This window comes from Streptomyces sp. NPDC030814 (assembly GCF_055572155.1).
Genome location: NZ_JBVIDX010000002.1, coordinates 63348 through 86802, shown reverse-complemented (window position 1 = coordinate 86802; position 23455 = coordinate 63348). Strand labels below are relative to the sequence as shown.

Here is a 23455-nt window from a genome sequence, read left to right as displayed (position 1 = left end):
AGTTCAGCGTCGTGCGGTCATCCGCACGAAGTCGGCCCATGCGTCGGCCCCGAAGGACAGTCTGGCTTCCGTCGGTCGCTTGGAGTCACGTACCCAGATGGCTCCGCTCGTCTCGGCGACCTCGATGCACTCGCCGCCCTCCGCGCCGCTGTAGCTGCTCTTGCGCCACGACTCACCCGTGTTCATAGCTCTCCCAGCACCTTCTCTACGAATCCCAGGGACTCTCGCGGAGTGAGAGCCTGACTTCGGATGATCCCATAACGTGCTGAGATGGACCGTACTTCGTCCCGGTCGCTGACCAGGATGCTGCGTCCTTGTACTTCCAGGTACGCGATCTGGTCACCCCGCCTCGGGGTGATCAACGTGAAGGGGCCGTCCACGCCGGCGTTGTCCTCGCGGTCGTTCGGCATGACCTGGATCTCCACGTTGCGTTTCTGCCCGGTCAGTAGGACGTTTTCGAGGACACCGCGCAGAACCGGCGTACCGCCGAAGGGTTTACGGAGCACGGCCTCTTCGATGACAAAGCTCATGAGAGGTGCTGGCCAGCGGCTCAAGATCTCTTGGCGTGACAGCCTCGCTGCGACTCGCTGTTCCATTGTGTCTTCGTCCAGTAGCGGTCGCCGCATGGCGAGGAGAGCACGCGTGTACTCCTCGGTCTGCAGAAGCCCGGGGATCGCCTGTACCGCGTACAGGAAGAGTTCGTGCGCATCGGCCTCCAACCTCGCCGCGTCCCGGAAGAACGCCGGATACTGAGCCCGCCCCACCTCCTCCTTCAACGCCGTGAGCAACCCGACAGCCCCCAGCACCTCATCCGCCCGCTCGATGAACCGGGCCTGCGGGATCCGCCTCCCCTGCTCGATCGACGCCACGGTGTCCGACGAGTAGCCGACCCGCTTGCCGAACTCCGCCCGGTCCATCCCCGCCTGGACCCGCAACAGCTTCAACTGCCGCCCGAACGCGGTCACCACGCCCGTCCCCGGCTCGTCCTCCGGCCGCTGCTGCCGCTGCTCCGCTTCCACGTCCCTCACGGTCACCGCCCTGCCCACCTCTTGCCGCACCTCGCCGGACACAGGGGTCGAGCCCGCCCCGATGGGTTAACGCCGTGGCATCACCACAGGTCACGTCACGCCCAGGGGCCGACGCGCCGCCCGCCGTGCCCGCGGTGGCCAGGCTTGGTGAGCACCGCTTCCAGCACAGACTGTTGCGCGCGCCGCGCGGACGGGCGGCAACATGAGCTCTCCCTTTCGCGCCCTTTCGCGGCGGGCCCTGTCCCGTCACACTGGGGTCGCTCGGCACCGGTCCGGCCCCTGTCTCGGGCGGGAGAGGCGCTACTTGGGGGGAGCGAGTTTCGTGGTGGCACCCAACGATCCGTCCGACGACGAGGTGCGTGCGGCGCTCGGCACCTTCCTGGCACGCGGCCGGAGCAGGCGTCCTGGCGCGGCCCCTGCGGATTTCCACCTCACCCGCCTGCACCTGCTTGAAGGCACCGTCACCCGGCGCGTCGAGCAACGCACCGAGGGGACACAGCACGAGCCCGGCGCCGTCGACCTCTCGGAGCGACCGGTGTACGACGTGCTGGAAAACTACAAGCTGAGCCCGCACGAGAAGCCCGGAGACCGGCCGCTCGACCTGGTCAAGCGCGGCACGGTGCATCTCCGGTCCTGTGACTGCGGCAACGGCCGGCGCCAGTGTGCCGACTGCAACGGCATGAGGTACCGCCCGTGCGAGCCCGCCCGCGTATGCACCGTGTGCCAGGGCGTCACCGCATGCACGCAAACCCTCAAGCACGGCGGTCTGCCCAGCACCCCGCCCAGACCTCCCAAGCCGGGCCGGGCCGACCGACCCGACGAACGGGTGAACTGCGAGGCCTGCCAGACACCCGACAGCGCGTGTCCCGGGTGCCGGGGCTGGGGGAAGGTCAGGTGTCAGGAGTGCCAGGCGAGTGGGCGCATCCCCTGCGTACCGTGCAAGGGTGCAGGCACCGTCGAGTGCGCCACCTGCCGTGGACACGGGAACCTGACGTCCTGGACGGCAGGACGGATCAAGTGGCCCTCACAGACCGAGAGAGTGTCACCCCCTGTCCCACGGCCCCGGCAAGTGGCCTCGGAACTGGGCTCGAGCGGCTGGCACACGGACCGGCTCGGCATTCACGATCCGCTTCCCGACGACCTCTCCCCTGACCATCGCTCGGCCCTCGAACCGCACCTGCGCCTACGGAAGGGCGAGAAGGAGCGAGAGGTCGTGATCAAGCGGCTCACGGTCGTCAAGGCGACGCCGCCCTACTCCGACAACCTGGAGTTCTACGTCTTCCGAAGCAGTGACGGACGACTCGACGTCCGGCGGCGGGTGTCGGAGGAGGGGCGGAGGAAGGTCTTCCTGGCGGTGGCAGCGGTCGTCGCCCTCGTCGTCCTCGTCCTTGTCCTGACCCACTGACCGGTCCGCCGGCCCGCCGGCCCAGCGAGCACGGCCGCAAGAGGGTGCGGCCCCCGCGTACTCGCGTACCACCACGTACAGAGCGCCCGCCCGCCCCGTACGAAGGATCGGCGTCAGCGCGTCGCCACTGGTGACGCTATGCCACGGCACGCCACCGTGAGTGCATGACCGCAGCACAATCACCCCTCACCGTGCACAAGTTCGCGATGTGCTTCAGCTCGACCCCGCGCGGCGCCCGCCTGGCCCGACGGCTGTGCGGGACCCGGCTCGACGCCTGGGGCATCCCGTACGACAGCGACGCGCACGACGTCGTCACCCTCGTCGCGGCGGAGCTGTACGCCAACGCCGTCCGGCACGGACACGTGGCCGGCCGGGACTTCCACGTCCTGCTCACCGCCGACCCGGCCACCGGCACCGTACGGATCGAGGTCAGCGACACCCGCGGCGAACGCGTGCCCCACATTCCCACCGCGCCGCCGGACGGCGACGGCGGGCGCGGCCTGCTGCTCGTCGAGGCGCTGGCCGACCGGTGGGGCTGGTCGCCCCGCGCCACGGGCGGGCCCGGCAAGACGGTCTGGGCGGAGTGCGCCGCCGAGTGCGCCGCCGCGCGTGACCTGATCACGTAGGTCGCCCGCGACCCGGTTGGACGCACGGAACCCGCACCCGCGAAACTGCTTCCCAGCGCATCGAAGACCACTTCGGTAACTCGACGGGGGCGGGGGCGGGGACCAGGTGCCGGAGCCACGGCGGATCGCGGGACGGTACGAACTGCTGGAGCAGTTCGGCCACGGCGGCATGGGGGACGTGTGGCGGGGTTACGACACCGTCCTGGACCGGCCGGTCGCGGTGAAGCTGATCCGTCCACAGGCCGTGGCGTCGCCGCACTTGGCGGAAGAGTTCGAGAAACGGTTCCGGCGCGAGGCCCGGATCACCGCACGGATCCAGCATCAGGGCGTGCCACAGGTGTACGACGCGGTGCTCGACGAGTCGTACGAGCAACTGTTCCTGGTGATGGAGCTGGTCGACGGCGTGCCGCTGACCGCCTACGTGCACCCGGAGCGGCCGCTCCCCGTGAGCTGGGCGGTGGCCGTGGCGGCGCAGGTGGCGACCGTGCTGTCGTACGCGCACGACGTGCCCGTGGTGCACCGTGACCTGAAGCCGAGCAACATCCTGGTCGCCCGGGACGGCACGGTGAAGGTGCTCGACTTCGGCATCGCGGCGATCCTGCGGACGGACGTCACCAAGCTGACCGCGACCGGCAGCCCCATCGGGACGCACCAGTACATGGCGCCGGAACAGGTGCGCGGCGGGCGGGTCACGCCGCGCGCCGACCTGTACGCGCTCGGGTGCGTGCTGCACGAACTGCTCTGCGGGCGGCCGCTGTTCGCCGGGGACAGCGAGTGGCAACTGATGATGCAGCACGTCAACGCCACCCCGACGCCGCTGCGGCAACTGCGCCCCGAGGTGCCGGCGGAGCTCGAGACCCTGGTCCTGCATCTGCTCCGCAAGGCGCCCGAGGCGCGCCCGGCGGACGTGCAGGAGGTGTACGAGCGGCTGCGGCCCTTCCTGCCCCCGCCCGGCGACGAGTCCACGCCGGTGGAGACGGGGCCCGCGGGGACGCCCGACCCGACCGGGATCTTCCGCCGCCCGTACGCGCCCCGCTCGCGCGCCGGCACCGTGGGCGCGCGGCCCGCCGGTGCCGACGCCGGGCTCGGTCTCCCGCCCGCCGTTCCGGCGGCCGAGCGGGAGGCGCTGCGGGAGCAGATCCGGGAGGTCCACGCGCACTACCGCGCCCTGCTGGAGGAGGAGCGCTACGCGCAGGCCGCCGAGGTGGTGGGCGAGATGATCGAGCCCGCCGCGCGCGCCCTCGGCTCGGAGAACAAGGCGGTCCTCGGGCTGCGCATGCGACGGGCGGTCAGCCGCCAGCTGGCGGGCGACCACCGGGCCGCGCTGCCCGAGTTCGAGGCGCTCGCCGACGCCTACGGGCGGGTGAGCGGCCCGGGCAGTGAGGAGGCGCTGGACAGCCGGGCGCAGGCGGCACGCTGCCGGGGCGAACTCGGCCAGGTGACGGAGGCGTTGGCGGGGCTGCACGACGTCCTCGATGTCGTCCGGTCCGTGGACGGCGATATGAGCGAGACGGCCGTGGAACTGCGGCGCGACATCGGCATGCTGCTGCTTGCGCAGGGGCGGGCCGCAGACGCCTTCGACGTGCTGGAGCCGCTGCACGAGGACTTGTGCATGGTGTTCGGCCCGGACGATGAACTCACCGCCGAGGTCGCCGAGACGCTGGCCGTGATCCGTCTGGATCTCGACGGTGGCAGCCCCGGCTCCTCCTCCTGACCTGGCACTCCGCCCGCATCGCGCCCCGCCCGGCCCTTAGGATCCCCTCATGCCGCAGCTCGCCTTCGACATCGGTTTCTTCGCCGAACTCCCCAAGCTTCAGCCACCGGTCAGGAAGGGCGTGCTGGAGGCGTGGGAGAAGTTCAGCCAGCTCACCCTCGATCAGCTCTTCAAGGATCAGGGCCTGAAGCTGGAGAGCCTGACGAACGCCAAGGACAAGCAGATACGGACGATCCGTATCGACCAGTTCTGGCGCGGTGTGGTCCTTGCTCCGCCGACGGGGGACACGTTCATCCTGCTGCGGGTCATGCAGCACGACAAGGCGATCGCCTGGGCGAAGAAGCAGAAGGCCAGCATCAACGAGGTGACGCGGGCCGTCGAGATCCGGGACGCCGCGACCCTGGACGAGCTCACGCCGGCGTACGAGCGGGTCGCGGAGGGCTCGCCGAAGAAGCGGCTGTTCGCGGAGTTCTCCGACGGGGACCTGAAGGCTCTCGGCATCGACGACGAGACGCTGCGGCAGGCGCGGTCGCTCGTCGACAAGGAGCAGTTGGAGGTGTTCGCGCCGCTGCTGCCGCAGGACCAGCGGGAGGTGCTGCAGTACCTCGCTGAAGGGATCCCGATCGAGGAGGTGTGGCAGGACATCGTCGCGCCCGCCCTCCAGGCGTCGACGCAGCCGGTGGACACGCAGGACTACGAGACGGCGATCCGGCACACCCGGGCGCGCATCGCGCTGGTCACGGCGCCGGAGGAACTGCGGGACATCCTGGAGAAGCCGTTCGCGGCCTGGCGGGTGTTCCTGCACCCCTCGCAGCGCAAGGTGGCCTACCGGGCGTCGTACTCGGGGCCGGCCCAGGTCACCGGTGGGCCCGGCACCGGCAAGACCGTCGTAGCCCTGCACCGCGTCAAGCACCTGCTGGGGCACCTGCGCGACGGGGACCGCATCCTGCTCACCACCTACACCAACGCGCTCGTCAACGCGCTCCGCTCCGGCCTCGAGTCGCTGGTGGAGGACCCGGAGCTGCGCGAGAAGGTGGACGTCTCGACGGTGGACGGATTCGCCAGCCGGGTCGTCGCCGTGGAGCAGGGCGCGGTGGCGCTGCGGCCGCTGATGAACAACGAGGAGGAGAGCCGCTGGGGCAAGGCCGCCAAGGCGACCGGGTTCCCCGGCAGCGCGCAGTTCCTCGCCCAGGAGTACCGGCACGTCATCCTCGCCCAGGACATCCGGAGCCTCGCCGAGTACGAGTCGGCGGACCGGCGTGGGCGCGGGAGCCGGCTGACCGCGGCCGAGCGGCCGCTGGTGTGGGAGACGGTGGAGCGGTTCACGAACGGCCTGGCTGCGGACGGGGCCCGGACCTGGCTGCAGACCTGCGCGGAGGCGGCGCGGCTGCTGGCGGAGAAGGGGCCGCAGTACCGGCATGTGGTGGTGGACGAGGCGCAGGACCTGCACCCGGCGCAGTGGCGTCTGCTGCGCGCGGCCGTGCCTGCCCGCCCGGACGACCTGTTCATCGCGGGCGACCCGCACCAGCGCATCTACGACTCGAAGGTGTCCCTGAAGTCGCTCGGCATCAAGGTCACCGGGCGGTCGGTGAAGTTGCGCAAGAACTACCGCAGCACCCAGGAAATCCTGCGCTGGTCCACTGCCCTGCTCATCGGCCGCCCCATCGCCCAGTTGGAGGACGAGGGTCGCGACGACACACTGCTCGGCTACCGCTCCGCCCTGCACGGCGACGGGCCTGCCGTGCACGCGGCGGCCGACGAGGACGCCGAACTCGCGGCGTTGGTCTCCCAGGTGCGGGCGTGGCTGGAGGCGGGTGTCGGCGCCGAGGAGATCGGGGTGAGTACCCGGTTCAACAAGACGTGCGCCAAGGCGGTGACCCACCTCAAGGCCGCCGACATCCCCGCCGTATCGCTGCGGTCCGCAGACACCGCGAGCGCGGCTGATGCCGTACGCGTCGGAACCATGCACTCGTTCAAGGGACTCGAATTTCGCTGCGTCGCCGTGATCGGCGCCAACGACGGTGCCGTGCCGTTCGCGAAGGCGGTGACGCCGGCCGAGCTGGACGCCAAGCAGCACGAGACGGACATGATGTCGGAACGCTGCCTGCTGTTCGTCGCCTGCACGAGAGCGCGCGACAGCCTGTACGTGTCGTGGTCGGGCGAGCCGAGTCCGTTCCTGGTGGAGGCGGGGGTGGGGGCCGGTACATCTCTCAAGAGTCCGGCGAAGTGAAGCTTCCCCTTGATCGTGGTCACCACGATTCCGAGATCACGGGGAAACTTCAATCCCCAGCTCCGCCGGCCTCACGGACGCGTCGCACAGACCCTGCTCGCTGCCGTCATCATCTTCGTGGCGAACCTCAGAGCCATCCGACGGTTCCTCCGCGACCAGGGCACCAGCCCCGCAAAGTCAGCACGCAGAGCGCTGCAACCCAAACCGGTGAGCCCTCCGACCCGTCCCTGGCGCGACCACTTCCGACCGGGCAGGTCGAGCCTCCGCCACGCGAAGGGCACTCCTCCGCCGCGCTCCGCCCCGTGAAAACCCCACACGCCTGCGCCACGGCTACAAGCCGTCGCCCAGGCATGTCCTGTTTCCGCAGGTGAGGGGCGCAGTACCTGGACCGCCACCGCCTCACCCCTCACCGAGCCGATCACGCGGCCTGAAGGCCCCACAAATGACGAAATACCGGTGAGTCACATGACTCGACCGGTAATTCGTGAACGCTTCGGGACGATCTTGCGAACGTCCCTGTGAGTGTCCGAGGGGGGACTTGAACCCCCACGCCCGATAAAGGGCACTAGCACCTCAAGCTAGCGCGTCTGCCATTCCGCCACCCGGACTAGGTGTCTGGCGCCTGACCGGGGGTGTTCCCCGCGGCGACATGGACAACAATACCAAGGTTTCGGAGTGGCTTTCACCTGCATATCCGGGCCCCGGGCGGAGCCGCGCGGGCCTCGACGAGCGAGCCGCGCGACCTTACCGAACGTGACTGTACGATCACGCCTCGGCGCCAGGCAGCGTCCCACAGGTTGAGGACACGGTCGTCCCCGAAGGCCTCGGGGGCGACGGCGAGACAGCGTCGCCAGGCGTCGGGCCAGGGGGTGCCGGCTTTCAGGGTGAGGTGGCCGGGGGATGTGCCGGCGGAGGTGGCCGTCGGTGTCATGTCATGCACCGCCTTCGAGGGCGGCCAGGACCAGCCGGGCGGTCTCGGTGGGCGTGTTCCCGACCCGTACGCCGACCGCTCCCAGGGCCTCCTTGGCCTGGACCGGGCCGGACGAACCGGAACCGGAGACGATCGCTCCCGGCGTGGCCCATCGTCCTGCCCTCGGGCGCTGTGAACCCGGCGACGTACGAGGTGGCCCGACGCCGAGGCGTACGGCAGCAGGCGGCCGCCCCGTGGTCCCGCACCACCGGGCGACCGCCTGCTGCCGTTGTTCGCGCCCGCCAGGGTCAGCACTTCTCCCGCAGCGAGTGCAGATGCTCGCTGGAGCGGCGGGCGAAGGTGAACGACTCGGCGGGGTTGTCGTGCTCGGCCTGCCAGTGGTGGGCGAGGCGGTGGCCCTTGAGCCGGGTGACGGCCGAGATGAACCTCTGGTAGTCGATGTCGCCGTCGCCGACATCCACCATGCGGTAGCCGAAGGGGTTCGACGGGTCGCTCTCGCCGTCCTTCACATGGAAGAGCGGATAGCGGTTCGGGCACCTGAGGACGTAGTCGAGGGGCTCGAACGGGGCGGGTGTGCCGTCGGGCCGCTTCGAGAAGCGGAACTGGGCGACGTACGCCCAGAAGATGTCCATCTCCAGGTAGACGAGGCTGGGGTCGGTCTCGCGGAGCAGCACGTCGTAGAGGCGGACGCGCGGCTTGTCCGAGGCGAAGGAGAACTCCTCGGAGTGGTTGTGCTGGTAGAACTTCATGCCGCGCGCCCTGGCCGCGGCGCCGTAGGTGTTGAACTCCTCGGCGGCCCGCTTCACGGCGTCGACGGTGGTGCCGTAGCGGAAGGGACCGGCGGCGGTGCCGATGTGCTTCAGACCGAGGGCCTGGGCGTCGTCGAGGACCTTGTCGAGGTTCTGGGCGAACGTGTACGCGTTCGGGTCGTCGGAGTAGTAGCCGACGTGGCTGCCGATCGGGGTGAGGCCGTGGTTCCGGGCCAGCCGCTTCAGCTGCGCCAGCGTGATGGGCCCCGCGGAGCCCTGGCTGTAGCCCGCGAACTCGACCTCGTCGTAGCCGTACTTCTCCAGTTCGGCGAAGACGGGCGCGAAGCCGAGGGTGGAGACCTTGTCGCGGAGGCTGTAGAGCTGGATGCCGAGGCGGCCGGGCGGCAGGACGGGGCGGCCCCGTCCCTGGCCCGCGGTGGCGGACTCGGCGCCGTCGGCGGCCTGGGCGGGGGACGCGGCGGTGCCCAGCAGGGCGGCGACGGTGGCGCCCGCGGCCACGCCGAGCATGCCTCGTCTGCTGAGGCGGTGGGTGAGTTCGGGGTCGGGCTGGGAGGTGCGGCTCATGCGGGGGGCTCCTCTGTGTGGGCGGGCGTTGTCAGTGGTGGGTGCTTCACTGGTGATCGGTGCGGATGCCGGACGGTCACGTCAGACCGGCCAGCCGGAGCAGCAGGGCTTTCACATCGGTGGCCGCGAGACGGTCGCCGACGGCGCGGGGGGTGGAGCAGATGAGGAGCGGACCGTCGTCGTCGCTCAGGGGCAGGCGGCCGTGGCTGCCGCGAAGAGGCGAGGGGTCCAGGGGCACGACCGCCATGCGGTAGCGCAGCCCCAGTTTCTTGCGGGCCAGTGCGGTGGCCGCCTTGAGCTTCACGTAGGGGTCGCGCGGGTCCATGAACAGCTCGACCGGGTCGTAGCCGGGTTTGCGGTGGATCTCGACGGTGCGCGCGAAGTCGGGCGCGCGGTCGTCGTCGAGCCAGTAGTAGTACGTGAACCAGGCGTCCGGCTCGGCGACGGCGACGAGTTCGCCGGAGCGCGGATGGTCGAGGTGGTGGGCCTTCTTGCCCTCGTCGTCGAGGAGCTGGTCGATGCCCGGGAGGTCGGCGAGGGCCTCCCTGGTCGCCTCCAGGTCCTCGGCGCGGCGTACGTAGACGTGGGCGATCTGGTGGTCGGCGACCGCGAAGGCCCGTGAGGCCATCGGGTCGAGGTACTCCATGCCGTCCTGGGTGTGGACGTCGAGGAGGCCGGCGCGGCGCAGGGCGCGGTTGATGTCGACGGGCCGGTCCACGCGGGTGATGCCGTACTCGGAGAGCGCCACCACGGTGCGGCCCTCGGCTCGGGCGTCGTCGAGCAGGGGTGCCATGGCCCGGTCCAGGTCGGCGGCCGCCTTCAGGGAGCGCGGGTCGTCGGGGCCGTAACGCTGGAGGTCGTAGTCGAGGTGCGGGAGATAGCAGAGGGTCAGATCGGGGCGGCGGGTGCGGATGATGTGGCGGGTCGCGTCGATGATCCACCGGCTGGAGACGAGGTCGGCACCGGGACCCCAGAAGTGGAACAGGGGGAAGGTGCCGAACTTCGCGGTGAGTTCGTCGCGCAGGGCCGGGGGCCGGGTGTAGCAGTCGGGTTCCTTGCGGCCGTCGGAGTAGTAGATCGGTCGGGGAGTGACGGTGATGTCGGTGTCGGCGCCCATGGCGTACCACCAGCAGATGTTGGCGACCGTGTAGCCGGGGTGGGCGCGGCGGGCGGCGTCCCACAGCTTGTCGCCGGCGACGAGCGCGTTGTGCTGGCGCCACAGCAGGATGTCGCCGAGTTCCCGGAAGTACCAGCCGTTGCCGACGATGCCGTGCCCGGCGGGGGGCGAGCCGGTGAGGAAGGTCGACTGGGCGGCGCAGGTGACGGCGGGCAGGACGGTGCCGAGGTGGGCGCGGGAGCCGGATCCGGCGAGGGACTTGAGGTGGGGCATGTGGTCGAGGAGACGGGGGGTGAGTCCGACGACGTCGAGGACGAGGAGCGGGGTGGGTGCGCTCATGGCAGCTCCTTCAGTCCGAGATCCGCCAACAGGTCGCGAGCCAGGCCGAGTTCGGCGGCGATGCCGTCGGTGAGACGGGCCCGGGTGGTGGGGCGCAGCTCGGCCGGCAGGGCCTGCCAGGTGTAGGTCTCGACCTCCAGATGGCGGGTGAGGGGGTGGACGCCGCCGACGAGGCGGGTCAGGGCGGTCCGGAGGACCGGGAGCGTGGAGGTGAGGGGGGCTGCGGGGGCCGCGTGCAGGGGGACGTGGAAGTGGGAGCGCCACGGGGACGCGTCGGGCAGGGCGTCGCCCGTGAGGGCCTCGCCGAGGTCGTCGGTGCCGCGCAGGCCGGTGGCGGTCGCTGTGCGGGTCTGGTGCAGGAAGCGGGGTTCGTCGAAGGCGGCGAGTGCCTCGCGGACCTCGGGCAGATGGGGGTGTTCGGCGTGCAGGGCGGCGGACAGCTGCGACTTCACCACGGGGACGCGGGCCCGGACGAGTGCGTCGAGGGCGGTGTGCGGGTCCTCGAAGGAGGTGGCGAGGTGGCAGGTGTCGACGCAGATGCCGATGCGGTCGTGGCCAATGGCGGTGAGCGGGCCGATGGCGTCGGCGGTGGTCTCGACGGTGCAGCCGGGTTCGGGTTCCAGTCCGACGCGGATGGAGCGGCCGGTCAGCTCGGCGACGGCGTCGAGGCGTTCACCGAGGGTGCGCAGGGCCGTGTGGGCGGCGTCGGCGCGGGTGTCGTCGTAGGCGGTGCGCCAGGCCAGCGGGAGGGTCGAGACGGTGCCCTCCGTGACGTCGTCGGGGAGGAGCCCGGCGAGGACCCGGGCCAGGGAGGTGGTGTGGTCGAGGCGCTCGGGGTCGGCCCAGTCGGGCCGGTAGACGCGGTACTTGACCTCCTCGGCACCGAAGCCCTGGTACGGGAAGCCGTTGAGGGTGACGACTTCGAGGCCTCGCCGGTCGAGTGCGGCGCGCAGGCCGCGCAGGGCGGACGGGTCGGTGATCAGGGCGTCGGCGGCGTCCCTGGCCAGCCACAGGCCGATGCCGAGGCGGTCACGGCCGAGGCGCCGGCGTACGGGTTCGCAGTGGTCGCGCAGCTGGGCGAGGACGCCGTCGAGGGTCTCGGCGGGGTGCACGTTGGTGCAGTAGGCGAGGTGGACGGTGGATCCGTCGGGGTGGCGGAAGCGCATGGGTCACTCCCCGCCGCGCAGGATGCTGTTGCCCTCGTGGGTGGCGCCGGTCGTGGTGGCGTCGAGGTCGAGACGGCCGCTCAGCCCGTAGAAGGCGACCGGGTTGCGCCACAGCACCAGGTCCACGTCGTCCTCGTCGAACCCGGCGGCGAGCAGGGCGTCGGCGACCCGGCGGGTCTTCAGGGGGTCGCTTCTGCCCCAGTCGGCGGCGGAGTTGACCAGCACCTTCTCCGTGCCGAACGCCCTGATGACGGCGACCATGCGCTCCTCGTCCATCTTGGTGTCGGGGTAGACGGAGAAGCCGAGCCAGGAGCCGCTGTCCTTGGCCTCCTTGACGGTGGTCTCGTTCAGGTGGTCCAGCAGCACCCGCTCGGGCGGCAGCTCGGAGGCCCGCACCACGTCGACGGTGCGGCGCAGTCCGGCGAGCTTGTCGCGGTGGGGGGTGTGCACCAGGGCGGGCAGGCCGTGGTCGGCGGCGAGCTGGAGCTGGTGCTCAAGGGCGAGGTCCTCGGCGGGGGTCATGGCGTCGTAGCCGATCTCGCCGACGGCCACGACGCGGTCCTTCAGGAGGTAGCGGGGCAGGTGGTCCAGGACGGGGGTGCAGCGCGGGTCGTTGGCCTCCTTGGGGTTGAGGGCAATGGCGCAGTGGTGGGCGATGCCGTACTGGGCGGCTCGGAAGGGCTCCCAGCCGAGCAGGGAGTCGAAGTAGTCGAGGAAGGAGGCGGGGGACGTGCGGGGCTGCCCCAGCCAGAAGGCCGGCTCCACGACCGCGCGGACGCCCGCCTCGTGCATCGCCTCGTAGTCGTCGGTGGTGCGTGACGTCATGTGGATGTGGGGGTCGAAGAGGCGCATCAGGTCTCCTTGCCGTCGGTGCCGGGCTCGTCGGCCGGTGGGAGCGCGGTCAGGGCCAGGACGCGGTACAGGTCGCCGGGCACGGGACGGCCGGCTGCGGCGCGCTCCTCGGCGTAGGCGTCGAGCATGCGGGCGAGTTCGGTGTCGCCCTGGGCGCGGCGGGCGAGGTCGCTGATCTCGTCGACGGGCACACCGGTGAACAGGCACTTGAGGACGGCGTGCCGCCAGTCGTGCGGGGCGAGGTGGCTTGCCCCATAGGGGCCGAGGGCGGCGGCGACGAGCCGTGTGTCGTTGGTGCGCAGGGCGTCCTCGACGAGGGGCAACGCGTCGGGGCCGGACACGAGGTGGGGCAGCGCGTGGAGCACGGCCCGGCGTTCGTCGGCGGTGCCCTGCCGGTAGACGCGGGTGAGGGCGTCGGTGTCGGCGCGGGCCGCGTGCAGGATCAGGACGCGGGCGGCGTCGGCGTGTTCGGTGCCGCAGCGGCGGCCGGCCTCGGCGAGGCGCAGCTCCCACACGGAGATGGGGCCGTGGGTGCCGGGGTGGTCCGCGGCCTCGTCGAGGGCCCGGTCCAGCCAGGCGCGGGCGGCGGCGTCGAGCCGCGCGCCCAGTGGACCGCGCAGATCAGCGGGGGTGGTGCGGGCCGGGTGGCCGGGGCGGGCCGTCGGGTCGGCCGGTGTCGGGGGGCGGTGACGGATCACGAGGTGCTCCGGGTGTGGGCCGTGCGGCCGGTCGTCCGGCGGAGGAAGGAGAGGGACCGCTCGGCCTGGTGGGGGCCGGCGTGGGAGTGGCGGGGCAGTTCGACGACGGTCAGGGCCCGGTAGTCGACGGCGGCCAGCGCTTCGAGGACGGGCGGAAAGTCGATCTCGCCCTCGCCGAGCGGCAGGTGTTCGTGGACACCGCGCCGCATGTCCTCGATCTGGACGTGCCGCAGCCAGGGCGCCGCGGCGCGGACGCACTGGGCGGGCGGGAGAGGTTCGAGGCACTGGCAGTGGCCGATGTCGAGGGTGAGGCCGAGGGCGGCCGGGCTGTCGAGGGCCTCGCGCAGGCGGTGGAAGTCGGCGAGTGTGGCCAGGAGGTGGCCGGGTTCGGGTTCGACGGCGAGCGGGACCCCGGCGGCCGTGGCGGCGTCGACGACAGGGGCGAGCGCGTCCGGGAGGCGCTTCCAGGCGGTGTCCTCGTCGGTGCCGGGCGGGGTGACGCCGCTGAAGCAGTGCACGGCGTGGGCGCCCAGGTCGGCGGCGACCCGTACGGCCGTCAGGAGCAGGCCCACGCGGCGGTCGCGGTCGTCCGGATCGGCGTCCAGCAGCGTCGGGCCGTGCTTGCGGCGGGCGTCGAGGACATAGCGGGCGCCGGTCTCCACGGTGACGGTCAGACCGAGGGCGTCGAGCCGTCGCCCGAGACGCCGGGTACGGGCCGCGAGGTCGGGGGCGAGCGGGTCGAGGTGCATGTGGTCGAGGGTCAGTCCGACGCCGTCGTAACCGAGGTCGGCGAGGAGGGCGAGGGCGTCGTCGGGACGGAGGTCGGTGAGACCGTTGGTGCCGTAGCCGAAGGCGAGGGACGTGGCCCGGGGAGTCATCGGGCCTCACCTCGCGGCCCCGGTTCACGCACCGGGCGCGGCCCCGGTCCGCCCGGCCGGCGCGGCCCTGACAGGGACGTCCGCCCCGGCCCGCGCCCAGCCGTCGGCGGCCCGTCCTCCGGCCCGGCGGGAAAAGGGTCGTCGGCCGCCGCGGCGGCCGACGACAGGTCCCGCCCTCCGGTCCGCAGCCGCTCCGCGAACCCCGCGAGCATCGCGTACTGCTCTCCCAGCGCCGACGGGGCCTCGCCCACCGGGTCCTTGAAGTAGAAGGCCAGCTCGGACAGGGGGCCCGTCAGGCCCGCTTCGTGGGCGCGGGCGAGGAGGCGGGCGAGGTCGAGGACCAGGGGTGCGGCGAGCGCGGAGTCGCAGCCCTGCCAGGTGGTCTGGAGGACCATGCGGGCGCCGAGGAAGCCGTCGAAGGCGATGTGGTCCCAGGCGGTCTTCCAGTCGCCGAGCGCGGGGACGTCGTCGATGTGGGTCTCGCCCTCGGGGGTCGTGCCGAGGGTGTCGGTCACGACGCGTTCCTTGCCGGCGTTCTTGGCGGCGGCGGCCGCCGGGTCGGCGAGGGCGGCACCGTCGCCGCCGCCGAGGAGGTTCGTGCCGGACCAGGCCCGCACGGTCAGCGCCCGCTGGGCGAACATCGGGCCGAGGACCGACCGGAGCAGGGTCTGGCCCGTCTTGCCGTCGCGGCCCGCCCAGGGGACGTCCGCCGACTCGGCCAGGGTCGTCAGGGCGGGGTGGTGCAGGCCCGTCGACGGGGTGAAGTTGACGTAGGGGCAGCCGGCGCGCAGGGCGGCCGCCGCGTACAGGGAGCTGGGGGGCGGGGCGGTGCCGGTGGGCGCGGGTTCCGTGGAGGCCAGGTTCACGACGACGGCGCGGGTGAGGCCCCGGCGTCGTACGAAGTCCTGGAGGTCGGCGGAGAAGGCGGAGATCAGCTCGTCGGGGGTCCGGGTGTCGCCGGGGAGGGGGCCGCCGGGCCTGATCTCGTGGTCGGCGGCGGCGAGTTCGGCGGTGACGGCCGCGGGGAGGTCTGGGGGCAGGACACCGCCGGCGGCGAGGGCCTCGGCGCGCTTGGGCAGGGGGCAGTCCGTCGTGTCGTGGCCGCCGAAGACGAGGGAGGTCAGGGGCGGGAGGCCCGAGCCGGTGAAGAGGGGGGTCGCGGTGACCATGCCCGTGGGGGCGTGCAAACCCGCCGTGAGGGCCGCGCAGCCCGCGACGACGGTGGTGGCGACGGAGCCGCGGGCCCCGATCAGCCAGACACCGACACGCGGCGCGGAACCCGGCACGGACACGGACGGGGACGCGGACATGGGCAGCCTCCTTGTCGAGCACGTGGTGCGGGGACCCGGACGCGCCGGGCGGACCTGGCAGGCACCGGAATGTGGGTACGCCGGGAGGGGGAGGCGGCGGGCGGAGGTCCGGCGTCCCCCGCCCGCCGCCGTTCAGTCGCCCGAGGGCGGGGCCGCCGTGCCGGCGGTCCGCGCGGGCAGTTCCTTGATCCGGATGTCACGGAACGACACCCGGTCGTCGGCACCGTGGTTCTGGATGCCGAGATGACCGTCCCTGAGGCTGCGGGCCGGATCGGTGTTGGTGAAATCGTTGATCTGTACGCCGTTGAGCCAGACGCGGAGGCGTTCGCCCTCCACCCGGATCTCGTACGTGTTCCACTCCCCCGCCGGGTTCAGTGCGCGGTCGCGCTTCCTGATGTCGGCGGAGCGGAAGCCGTAGACGGACCCGGTGGTCCGCTCGGGCACGTCGGTGGCGTCGATCTGGATCTCGTAGCCGTTGTTCACGGCCGACCACGGGTCGTCCGAGGGCGGGAAGCCCACGAACACGCCGGAGTTGTCGTCGCCCGAGGCGCCGGCCGTCTTCCAGTCGAGCTTCAGGGAGTACGACCCGAAGCTCCGGTCGGCGTACCAGAGCAGACCCATGCCGCCGGTGGACGTCAGCGTGCCGTCGGCGCCGAGTTCGAAGGAGCCCGGCCCGGCCTGCCGCCAGCCGTCGAGTGAGCTGCCGTCGAAGAGCGGCCGGTAGCCGTTCTCCGGCCGGCAGTCGGCCCGGGCCTCGCCGATCGCCCACCGGATGCCGCCCAGCAGGTGCTGCCGGAAGGCGGGTTCGGCGAACGACTCCTTGGTGTGGCCGCCCCCGGTGTAGAAGGCGCGGCCGCCCTGGTAGTTCTGGCACCAGGCGATGGGATGGTCGCCGTTCATGGTGCCGCCGCTGTACGAGGACTCGTCGAGCGAGGCGAGGACATGGGCCCGTTCCCGGGGATTGGAGCGGTAGTTGTACCACTCGTCCGTGCGGTTCCAGGTCGCGCCCAGTGAGGCGGTCGCCGGGTGGGCGTGGTCCTCGACGTCGACCGTCGCGGGCTGGATCGCGGGGTGCGACTGGAAGTACGCGCCCGCGAGTCCGCCGTAGAAGGCCCAGTCGTACTCGGTGTCGGCGGCGGCATGGATGCCGACGTAGGCGCCGCCGCGTTTGATGTACCGCTCGAACGCGGTCTGCTGGGCCGGGTTCAGGACGTCGCCGGTCGTGGAGAGGAAGACCACGGCGGCGTACCGGCCGAGGTTGCGTGCGGTGAAGGCGCCGGCGTCCTCCGTGGCGTCGACCTGGAAGCCGTGGGCGGCGCCGAGTTCCCGTACGGCGGTGATGCCCTCGGGGATGGAGTCGTGCCGGAAGCCGGCGGTCTTGGAGAACACCAGCACCCGGGACTGTGCGGAGCCGCGTGCCGTCCCGGTGCCGGCCCCCTCATCGGACACGGCCGGTCCCGAGACGCAGCCGATCAGCAGGGCGGCGCCGATCGCGGCCGTCCACATGCGTCCGTTCGTTATACGTCCGTTCGTTCGCATGATCGCCCCTCACCTCGTCGTGAACGTGAAGTCGTCCACGTCGAACAGTCCGCCGGAGCCCTTGCCCTTGAACACCAGGTGGAGCGTGGTGGTGCCGCGCGGGGCCCTGGTGAGGTTCGCGGTGACGTCCTGGAAGTTCTCCCAGCCGCCGGTGACCGGCACGGTGGTGGTGCCGAGCAGCCGGCCGGTGGGCGAGCCCGCCCGGACCTCCAGCCTGCCGCCCGCGCCTCCGGAGGAGATGCGCGCGGTGATCTTCGTGGCGTTGGACAGGACGTACGGCTTGAAGGAGATCCAGTCGCCGTTGGAAATGTCCCCGACGGTCTTGCCGCCGTGGGCGGTGGCCTTCGACTGGACGGTGATGCCGGAGGAGTCGCCGTAGTGCTCGGCCTGGCGGTGCTTGGGCTGGACGACGTGCCGGTCGTGGGTGGTCAGCGGGTCCTGGCCGCCGCCCCCGCCGTCGGTGTACTCGGCGTCGAACACCCCGAAGATGTTGGCGTTCTCGTCGTGGCCGCCGTCGGCGCTGGTCTGGATGGAGCCGGTGCAGCCGTTGGCGGAGGTCACCGGGTGGCCGTGGCTGTCGTGGCCGAGCACGAAGGTGACCTTGACCTTGGCGCAGTCGATGGTCCGGCCGTCCTCCGGGTCACTGACCCTCACCTTGAACGGTATGGCCTCACCGAAGGCGAACAACTGCCCGTCCTGCGGGAGTTCCAGGGTCACCTTGGGCGCGGTGTTGCCGACGACGATCCGCACGCTGGCGCCGCCCGTGCGGCCGGAGGGGTCCTTCGCGGTGACGGTCGCCGTGTAGGTGCCGTTCTTCTTGTAGGTGTGCGTCGGGTTCGCCGCCGTGGAGGTGCCGCCGTCGCCGAAGTCCCAGCTGTAGGTGAGGGCGTCGCCGTCCTGGTCGCTGGTGCCCGCGGAGGAGAACCGGACCTTGAGCTTCGCCTGACCGGAGGTGCGGTCGGCGGCGGCCTGGGCGACCGGCGAGTGGCCGTCGGTGGCGTTCTCGATCCGGTACAGGGCGGAGTGCTCGTCGCCGCCGAACCAGGAGATGCCGTAGTCGAGGACGTACAGCGCGCCGTCCGGGCCGAAGGCCATGTCCATCACCTGGGTGCCGGTCCACGGCACGTTGGCGATCGACCGCACGGTGCCGTCGGCGTCGCTGGTGATCCGCTTGATCCAGCGGCGGCCGAACTCACCGGCGAAGAAGTCCCCGTCGTAGGCCTCGGGGAACTTCACCGGGGAGTCGAGGGAGGCGTCGTAGTGGTAGACCGGGCCGCCCATCGGGGACTCGGAGCCGTCGCCGAACTCGGGCAAGGAGTTGCCGTTGTACGGGATCCAGGCGGGCTCGGCGGGCGGCAGGTCGGTGAGACCGGTGTTGCTCGGCGAGGTGTTCTTCGGCGCCGCGCAGTCGAAGGCCGCGCCGGAGGTGCCGGTGGCGAAGTCGTAGTCGACGTAGGCGTCGTTCTTGCCGGTGCAGTACGGCCAGCCGAAGTTGCCGGGCTTGGTCACCCGGGCGAACTCGACCTGTCCGGCCGGTCCGCGCGAGGGGTTGGCGGCGCCCGCGTCGGGGCCGTACTCGCCGACGTAGAGGATGCCGGTCTTCTTGTCGACGCTGAAGCGGAACGGGTTGCGCAGTCCCATCGCGTAGATCTCGGGGCGTGTCCTGTCGGTGCCGGGCGCGAAGAGGTTGCCGTCGGGTATGGCGTACGAGCCGTCGGCTTTGACCTTGATGCGGAGGATCTTGCCGCGCAGGTCGTTGGTGTTGGCGGAGGTGCGCTGGGCGTCGAAGGCCGGGTTGCGGTTCGCGCGCTCGTCGATGGGCGTGAAGCCGTCCGACTGGAACGGGTTGCTGTCGTCGCCGGTCGACAGGTACAGGTTGCCCGCCGCGTCGAAGTCGATGTCGCCGCCGACGTGACAGCAGATGCCGCGCGAGGCGGGCACGTCGAGGATCTTCTTCTCGCTGGCCTTGTCGAGGGTGCCGTCCGTCTTCAGGACGAAGCGGGAGAGGCGGTTGACGCCGTCGAAGGGCGCGAAGTCGGCGGCGCTGCCGGTCTCGGGGGCGTCCCCGGCCGGAGTGTTCAACGGGGGCGCGTAGTACAGGTAGATGAAGCGGTTGTCGGCGAAGTCGGGGTCGACGCCGATGCCCTGGAGGCCCTCCTCGTCATGGGAGTACACATCGAGTCTGCCGGCGAGGCGGGTGTTGCCGGCCGCGTCGGTCAGCCGCAGTTCGCCGTCGCGGGAGGTGTGCAGCACCGAGCGGTCCGGGAGGACGGCGAGGGACATGGGCTCGCCCACCTCCGGTTCACCCTTGGCGAGGGTGACCTGCTGGAAGTCCTCGGCCGCGGCTGCCTGCGGGGCGGCCTCGGCGGCACCCGCGGCGGGCGAGGTCAGGGAGAGCGAGGCGCCGGCGAGCAGCAGACCGCTCAGCAGCGCCAGGGGCCCACGGACTCTCCGGCGTCCCAGGGGCTGGTGGGAAAGTCCTGTGCGGTGCCCGCGGTGTTCGGTGCTGTGCGGGACTTTCACACCAGCCTCTAAGGGGCTGGTGGGGTGTCTGTTGTCGTCGTACGGGTGCACGAAGGGCCTCCAAGGAGGGGCTTGGTCGTACGGACGTGTACGGGTGTGTGCGGTACGCCGGGGTGCGCCGTCACCCCGGAGACCCGGCCGGGCGGTGGGGGCCCGGCCGAACGGATGGCCCGCTGCCGCGCCGGGCCCGGGTCGTGTCCGCGGCGTCCCGTCACCCGCCCGGAGGCGGGCGGACACAGGAGGGACGCGTCGCGGACGACAGTTGGAGCCGGTGAACCTTTCCGGTCACAGCACTAGTCGTTGCCGCCGAACGCCGCGTCGAACGAGGCGGACGGCGGTTCGAAGTCGAACGCCTTGAGGCGGTTCAGGGCCTCGGGGGCGCCCTGGAGCCGGTCCATGCCGGCGTCCTCCCACTCGACGGAGATCGGGCCCTCGTAGCCGATCGAGCGGAGCATCCGGAAGACGTCCTCCCAGGGGACGTCACCGTGCCCGGCCGACACGAAGTCCCAGCCGCGGCGCGGGTCGCCCCAGGGCAGGTGCGAGCCGAGGCGGCCGTTGCGGCCGTCGAGGCGCTTGCGGGCCTCCTTGCAGTCGACGTGGTAGATCCGGTCGCGGAAGTCCCACAGGAAGCCGACCGGGTCGAGGTCCTGCCACACGAAGTGCGAGGGGTCGAAGTTCAGGCCGAAGGCCGGGCGGTGGTCGACCGCCTCCAGGGCGCGCTGGGTGGTCCAGTAGTCGTAGGCGATCTCGCTCGGGTGGACCTCGTGGGCGAAGCGCACGCCCTCGGCGTCGAAGACGTCGAGGATCGGGTTCCAGCGCGTCGCGAAGTCGTCGTAGCCGCGCCCGATCATCGGCTCGGGGGCGGGCGGGAACATGGCGACCAGGTGCCAGATGGCGGAGCCGGTGAAGCCGATCACGGTGTCGACACCGAAGGCGGCGGCTGCCCGCGCGGTGTCGGCCATCTCGGCGGCGGCCCGCTGCCGTACGCCCTCGGGTTCGCCGTCGCCCCAGATCCGGGCGGGCAGGATGGCCCGGTGGCGTTCGTCGATGATGGCGTCGCAGACGGCCTGGCCGACCAGATGGTTGGAGACGGCCCAGCACTTGAGGCCGTACTTCTCCAGGAGCTGGTGCCGGGAGGCGATGTACGACGGGTCGGCGAGAGCCTTGTCGACCTCGAAGTGGTCGCCCCAGCAGGCGAGTTCGAGTCCGTCGTAGCCGAAGTCACGGGCGAGGCGGCAGACCTCTTCGAGGGGGAGGTCGGCCCACTGGCCGGTGAAGAGCGTGAAGGTGCGCGGCATGATGCGGGGCCTCCTCAGACCGCTGTGGGGGTGTAGACGGAGTTCTTCTCGGCGCTCTCCTCGACCGCCGCGAGCACGCGCTGCACCTGGAGCCCGTCGGCGAAGGACGGTTCGGGCCGCTCGCCCGCCGCGATGGCGTGGACCAGGTCGCGGGCCTGGTGGACGAAGGTGTGCTCGTAGCCGAGGCCGTGGCCCGGCGGCCACCATGCGTCCAGGTAGGGGTGGTCGGACTCGGTGACGAGGATGCGGCGGAAGCCGGCGTGGGCGCCGGGCTCGGTGTGGTCGTGGTAGGAGAGCTCGTTGAGCCGTTCCAGGTCGAATGCCAACGATCCGTGCTCACCGTTGAGTTCGATGCGCAGGGCGTTCTTGCGGCCGGTGGCGAAGCGGGTGGCCTCGAAGGAGGCGATCGCGCCGGAGGCGAAGCGGCCGGTGAACAGGGCGGCGTCGTCGACCGTGACGGCCCCGCGTGTGGCGGAGCCGCCGGCCGAGGCCAGGCCGCTGGACGCCCCGGCGGGCAGGGGGCGTTCCCGTACGAAGGTCTCGGTCAGCGCCGAGACTCCGGCCACCGGCTCCCCCGCGAGGTACTGCGCGAGGTCGACGATGTGCGCCCCCAGGTCGCCGAGCGCCCCGGAGCCGGCCGACTCCTTGCGCAGCCGCCAGGTGAGGGGGAACTCAGGGTCCACGAGCCAGTCCTGAAGGTACGTCACCCGTACGTGGCGCAGGGCGCCGAGCCGCCCCTCGGCGACCATGCGGCGGGCCAGCGCGGTGGCGGGCACCCGGCGGTAGTTGAAGCCGACCATCGCCACCTGGCCCCGCGCGTGGGCCTCTTCGGCCGCCGCCGTCATCGCCTCCGCCTCCTCGACGGTGTTGGCGAGCGGCTTCTCGCAGAGCACGTGCTTGCCGGCGGCCAGGGCGGCGAGGGCGATCTCGGCGTGGCTGTCGCCGGGGGTGCAGATGTCGACGAGGTCGATGTCGTCGCGGGCGACGAGGTCCCGCCAGTCGGTCTCCGTCGTGGCCCAGCCGTGCCGGTCCGCCATGGCCCGCACGGCCTCGCGGTCCCGTCCGCACACCGCGGCGAGCACCGGGCCGAGCGGCAGGTCGAAGACGCGTGCGGCGGTCCGCCAGCCCTGCGAGTGCGCGGCCCCCATGAACGCGTACCCGACCATGCCGACCCGCAGCGGCGGTCTGCCGATCCCGCCGGCGAGCCCGGCGGGCCAGGTCCCGGCACCGGTGCCGGCCCCTGGGGCCCCTGCCTCCTCCGCCTCGGCCTGGTCGGGCTGCTGCGGCTGTCCCATGCGTGTGTCCTCCTCGTGGTCGCGGCGCGGTGGGGGGTGGGGCCCTACCGGGGGTCTCCGGGAGCGGCGCCCGCCGGCTCCCGGTGGTCGTCCCGGTCGGGCCCGTCCGGCGGGAGCCGTCACTTGAAGCCGGTGGACATGTACTGGTCGACGTTGTCCTTGTCGACGACGGCCGAGTAGAGCGTCACCGAGGACGGGATCTCGAACTCGGCGAGACCGCCGATGCCCTTGCTCTGACCCAGGGCGCGCGCGAGGTCGATCGCGGAGGCGGCCATGGTCGGCGGGTAGAGGACGGTCGCCTTGAGGACGCCGTCGTCCTTCTTGATGGCCTGGAAGGCGGAGAGGGCGCCCGCGCCGCCGACCATGAGGAAGTCGTCGCGTCCGGCCTGCTCGATGGCGCGCAGCGCGCCCACGCCCTGGTCGTCGTCGTGGTTCCACAGGGCGTCGAACTTCGACTGGGCCTGCAGGAGTTGGGCCATCTTGGCCTGCCCTGACTCCACGGTGAACTCGGCGGCCTGGCGGGCGACCTTCTTGATGTTGGGGTAGTTCTTCAGGGCGTCGTCGAAGCCCTGGGTGCGCTGCTTGGTGAGTTCCAGGTTGTCGAGCCCGGCGAGTTCTATGACGCGGGCGTCGGACTTTCCCTTGAGCTTCTCGCCGATGTAGTGCCCGGCGTTGAGGCCCATGCCGTAGTTGTCGCCGCCGATCCAGCAGCGGTACGCCTGCGGGGAGTTGAAGATCCGGTCGAGGTTGATGACGGGGATGCCTGCCCGCATCGCCTTCAGGCCGACCTGGGTGAGGGCCTTGCCGTCGGCGGGCAGGACCACCAGGACGTCGACCTTCTTGTTGATGAGGGTCTCGATCTGCCCGATCTGCTGGGCGGTGTCGTTGGAGCCCTCGGTGATCTCCAGGGTGACGTCCTCGTACCGTTCCGCGCGGCTCTTGGCGTTGTCGTTGATCGCGTTGAGCCAGCCGTGGTCGGCCTGGGGTCCGGCGAAGCCGATGGTCACCTCCTTGCCGGGCTTGTCGTCGGCGGCGGGCTGCTTGTCCTCGGCGGCCTTGTCGCCGGTCTCATTGCTGGTGCAACCGACGAGGAGGGTGCCGGCCGAGACGGCGGCGGTCCCGAAGAGCAGTCCTCTGCGGCTGGGGAACTGTGGCATGGCGGTGGACCTTTC

Annotated in this window: 18 protein-coding genes, 1 tRNA gene and 1 pseudogene; 4 read left to right on the top strand and 16 right to left on the bottom strand. The window is 71.6% G+C overall.

Features of this window, described 5'->3' with window-relative positions; genetic code table 11:
- Nucleotides 1–3 precede the first annotated feature (3 nt).
- Both ACZ43N_RS03905 and ACZ43N_RS03900 read right to left on the bottom strand, forming a co-directional pair.
- Nucleotides 4–186 carry a DUF397 domain-containing protein gene (locus ACZ43N_RS03905; RefSeq protein WP_220645420.1) on the bottom strand — a complete coding sequence of 61 codons (183 nt, stop codon included), beginning with the start codon at nucleotides 184–186 and terminating at the stop codon, nucleotides 4–6.
- A complete protein-coding gene (locus ACZ43N_RS03900) occupies nucleotides 183–1028 on the bottom strand; it encodes a helix-turn-helix domain-containing protein (RefSeq protein WP_468095491.1) in 846 nt (281 codons plus the stop codon). Before ACZ43N_RS03900 ends, ACZ43N_RS03905 begins: the two co-directional genes overlap by 4 nt.
- 1069 nt (nucleotides 1029–2097) lie before the next feature.
- Here ACZ43N_RS03900 and ACZ43N_RS03895 point away from each other — a divergent pair.
- The 4 genes from ACZ43N_RS03895 to ACZ43N_RS03880 all read left to right on the top strand — a co-directional run bounded on the left by ACZ43N_RS03895 (nucleotide 2098) and on the right by ACZ43N_RS03880 (nucleotide 7003).
- Complete coding sequence (locus ACZ43N_RS03895; RefSeq protein WP_468094758.1) at nucleotides 2098–2433, top strand: hypothetical protein; 336 nt, start codon at nucleotides 2098–2100, stop codon at nucleotides 2431–2433.
- Between the two features lie 164 nt (nucleotides 2434–2597).
- Nucleotides 2598–3059: an ATP-binding protein gene (locus tag ACZ43N_RS03890; protein ID WP_468094757.1), complete on the top strand. Its 462-nt coding sequence runs from the start codon at nucleotides 2598–2600 to the stop codon at nucleotides 3057–3059.
- A gap of 169 nt (nucleotides 3060–3228) precedes the next feature.
- Entirely contained in the window at nucleotides 3229–4773 is a 1545-nt protein-coding gene (locus ACZ43N_RS03885) for a serine/threonine-protein kinase (protein ID WP_468095490.1), read from the top strand.
- A gap of 49 nt (nucleotides 4774–4822) precedes the next feature.
- Entirely contained in the window at nucleotides 4823–7003 is a 2181-nt protein-coding gene (locus tag ACZ43N_RS03880; protein ID WP_468094756.1) for a UvrD-helicase domain-containing protein, read from the top strand.
- A gap of 523 nt (nucleotides 7004–7526) precedes the next feature.
- Here the strand turns inward: ACZ43N_RS03880 and ACZ43N_RS03875 are convergent.
- The 14 genes and pseudogenes from ACZ43N_RS03875 to ACZ43N_RS03810 form a co-directional block, all read right to left on the bottom strand.
- Nucleotides 7527–7611 (bottom strand) — tRNA-Leu (locus tag ACZ43N_RS03875).
- A 324-nt stretch (nucleotides 7612–7935) separates the two neighbouring features.
- Nucleotides 7936–8122: pseudogene (locus ACZ43N_RS03870) on the bottom strand (succinate--CoA ligase subunit alpha); the annotation flags it as partial.
- A 99-nt stretch (nucleotides 8123–8221) separates the two neighbouring features.
- Nucleotides 8222–9268 (bottom strand): sugar phosphate isomerase/epimerase family protein, encoded by a 1047-nt coding sequence (locus ACZ43N_RS03865; protein WP_468094755.1) that lies wholly within the window; start codon nucleotides 9266–9268, stop codon nucleotides 8222–8224.
- Nucleotides 9269–9344: 76 nt separating this feature from the next.
- Nucleotides 9345–10724 (bottom strand): nucleotide pyrophosphatase/phosphodiesterase family protein, encoded by a 1380-nt coding sequence (locus tag ACZ43N_RS03860; RefSeq protein WP_468094754.1) that lies wholly within the window; start codon nucleotides 10722–10724, stop codon nucleotides 9345–9347.
- Nucleotides 10721–11890, bottom strand: a complete 1170-nt coding sequence (gene eboE, locus ACZ43N_RS03855; RefSeq protein WP_468094753.1) for a metabolite traffic protein EboE — start codon at nucleotides 11888–11890, stop codon at nucleotides 10721–10723. Before eboE ends, ACZ43N_RS03860 begins: the two co-directional genes overlap by 4 nt.
- Nucleotides 11891–11893: 3 nt before the next feature.
- A complete protein-coding gene (locus tag ACZ43N_RS03850) occupies nucleotides 11894–12742 on the bottom strand; it encodes a TatD family hydrolase (RefSeq protein ID WP_468094752.1) in 849 nt (282 codons plus the stop codon).
- Entirely contained in the window at nucleotides 12742–13437 is a 696-nt protein-coding gene (locus ACZ43N_RS03845; protein ID WP_468095489.1) for an EboA domain-containing protein, read from the bottom strand. Before ACZ43N_RS03845 ends, ACZ43N_RS03850 begins: the two co-directional genes overlap by 1 nt.
- Nucleotides 13437–14318, bottom strand: a complete 882-nt coding sequence (locus tag ACZ43N_RS03840; RefSeq protein WP_468094751.1) for a sugar phosphate isomerase/epimerase family protein — start codon at nucleotides 14316–14318, stop codon at nucleotides 13437–13439. Before ACZ43N_RS03840 ends, ACZ43N_RS03845 begins: the two co-directional genes overlap by 1 nt.
- Complete coding sequence (locus tag ACZ43N_RS03835; protein ID WP_468094750.1) at nucleotides 14315–15628, bottom strand: inositol-3-phosphate synthase; 1314 nt, start codon at nucleotides 15626–15628, stop codon at nucleotides 14315–14317. The genes ACZ43N_RS03840 and ACZ43N_RS03835 overlap by 4 nt, the downstream gene beginning before the upstream one ends.
- A gap of 132 nt (nucleotides 15629–15760) precedes the next feature.
- On the bottom strand, nucleotides 15761–17134 hold the full coding sequence (locus ACZ43N_RS03830; RefSeq protein WP_468094749.1) for a ThuA domain-containing protein: 1374 nt from the start codon (nucleotides 17132–17134) through the stop codon (nucleotides 15761–15763).
- Nucleotides 17135–17176: 42 nt separating this feature from the next.
- Entirely contained in the window at nucleotides 17177–19630 is a 2454-nt protein-coding gene (locus tag ACZ43N_RS03825; RefSeq protein WP_468095488.1) for a PQQ-dependent sugar dehydrogenase, read from the bottom strand.
- 353 nt (nucleotides 19631–19983) lie between these two features.
- Nucleotides 19984–20988, bottom strand: coding sequence for a sugar phosphate isomerase/epimerase family protein (locus tag ACZ43N_RS03820; RefSeq protein WP_468094748.1), 1005 nt, complete (start codon nucleotides 20986–20988; stop codon nucleotides 19984–19986).
- A 14-nt stretch (nucleotides 20989–21002) separates the two neighbouring features.
- Nucleotides 21003–22283, bottom strand: coding sequence for a Gfo/Idh/MocA family protein (locus tag ACZ43N_RS03815; protein WP_468094747.1), 1281 nt, complete (start codon nucleotides 22281–22283; stop codon nucleotides 21003–21005).
- Nucleotides 22284–22402: 119 nt separating this feature from the next.
- Nucleotides 22403–23440: a substrate-binding domain-containing protein gene (locus ACZ43N_RS03810; protein ID WP_468094746.1), complete on the bottom strand. Its 1038-nt coding sequence runs from the start codon at nucleotides 23438–23440 to the stop codon at nucleotides 22403–22405.
- Nucleotides 23441–23455 lie beyond the last annotated feature (15 nt).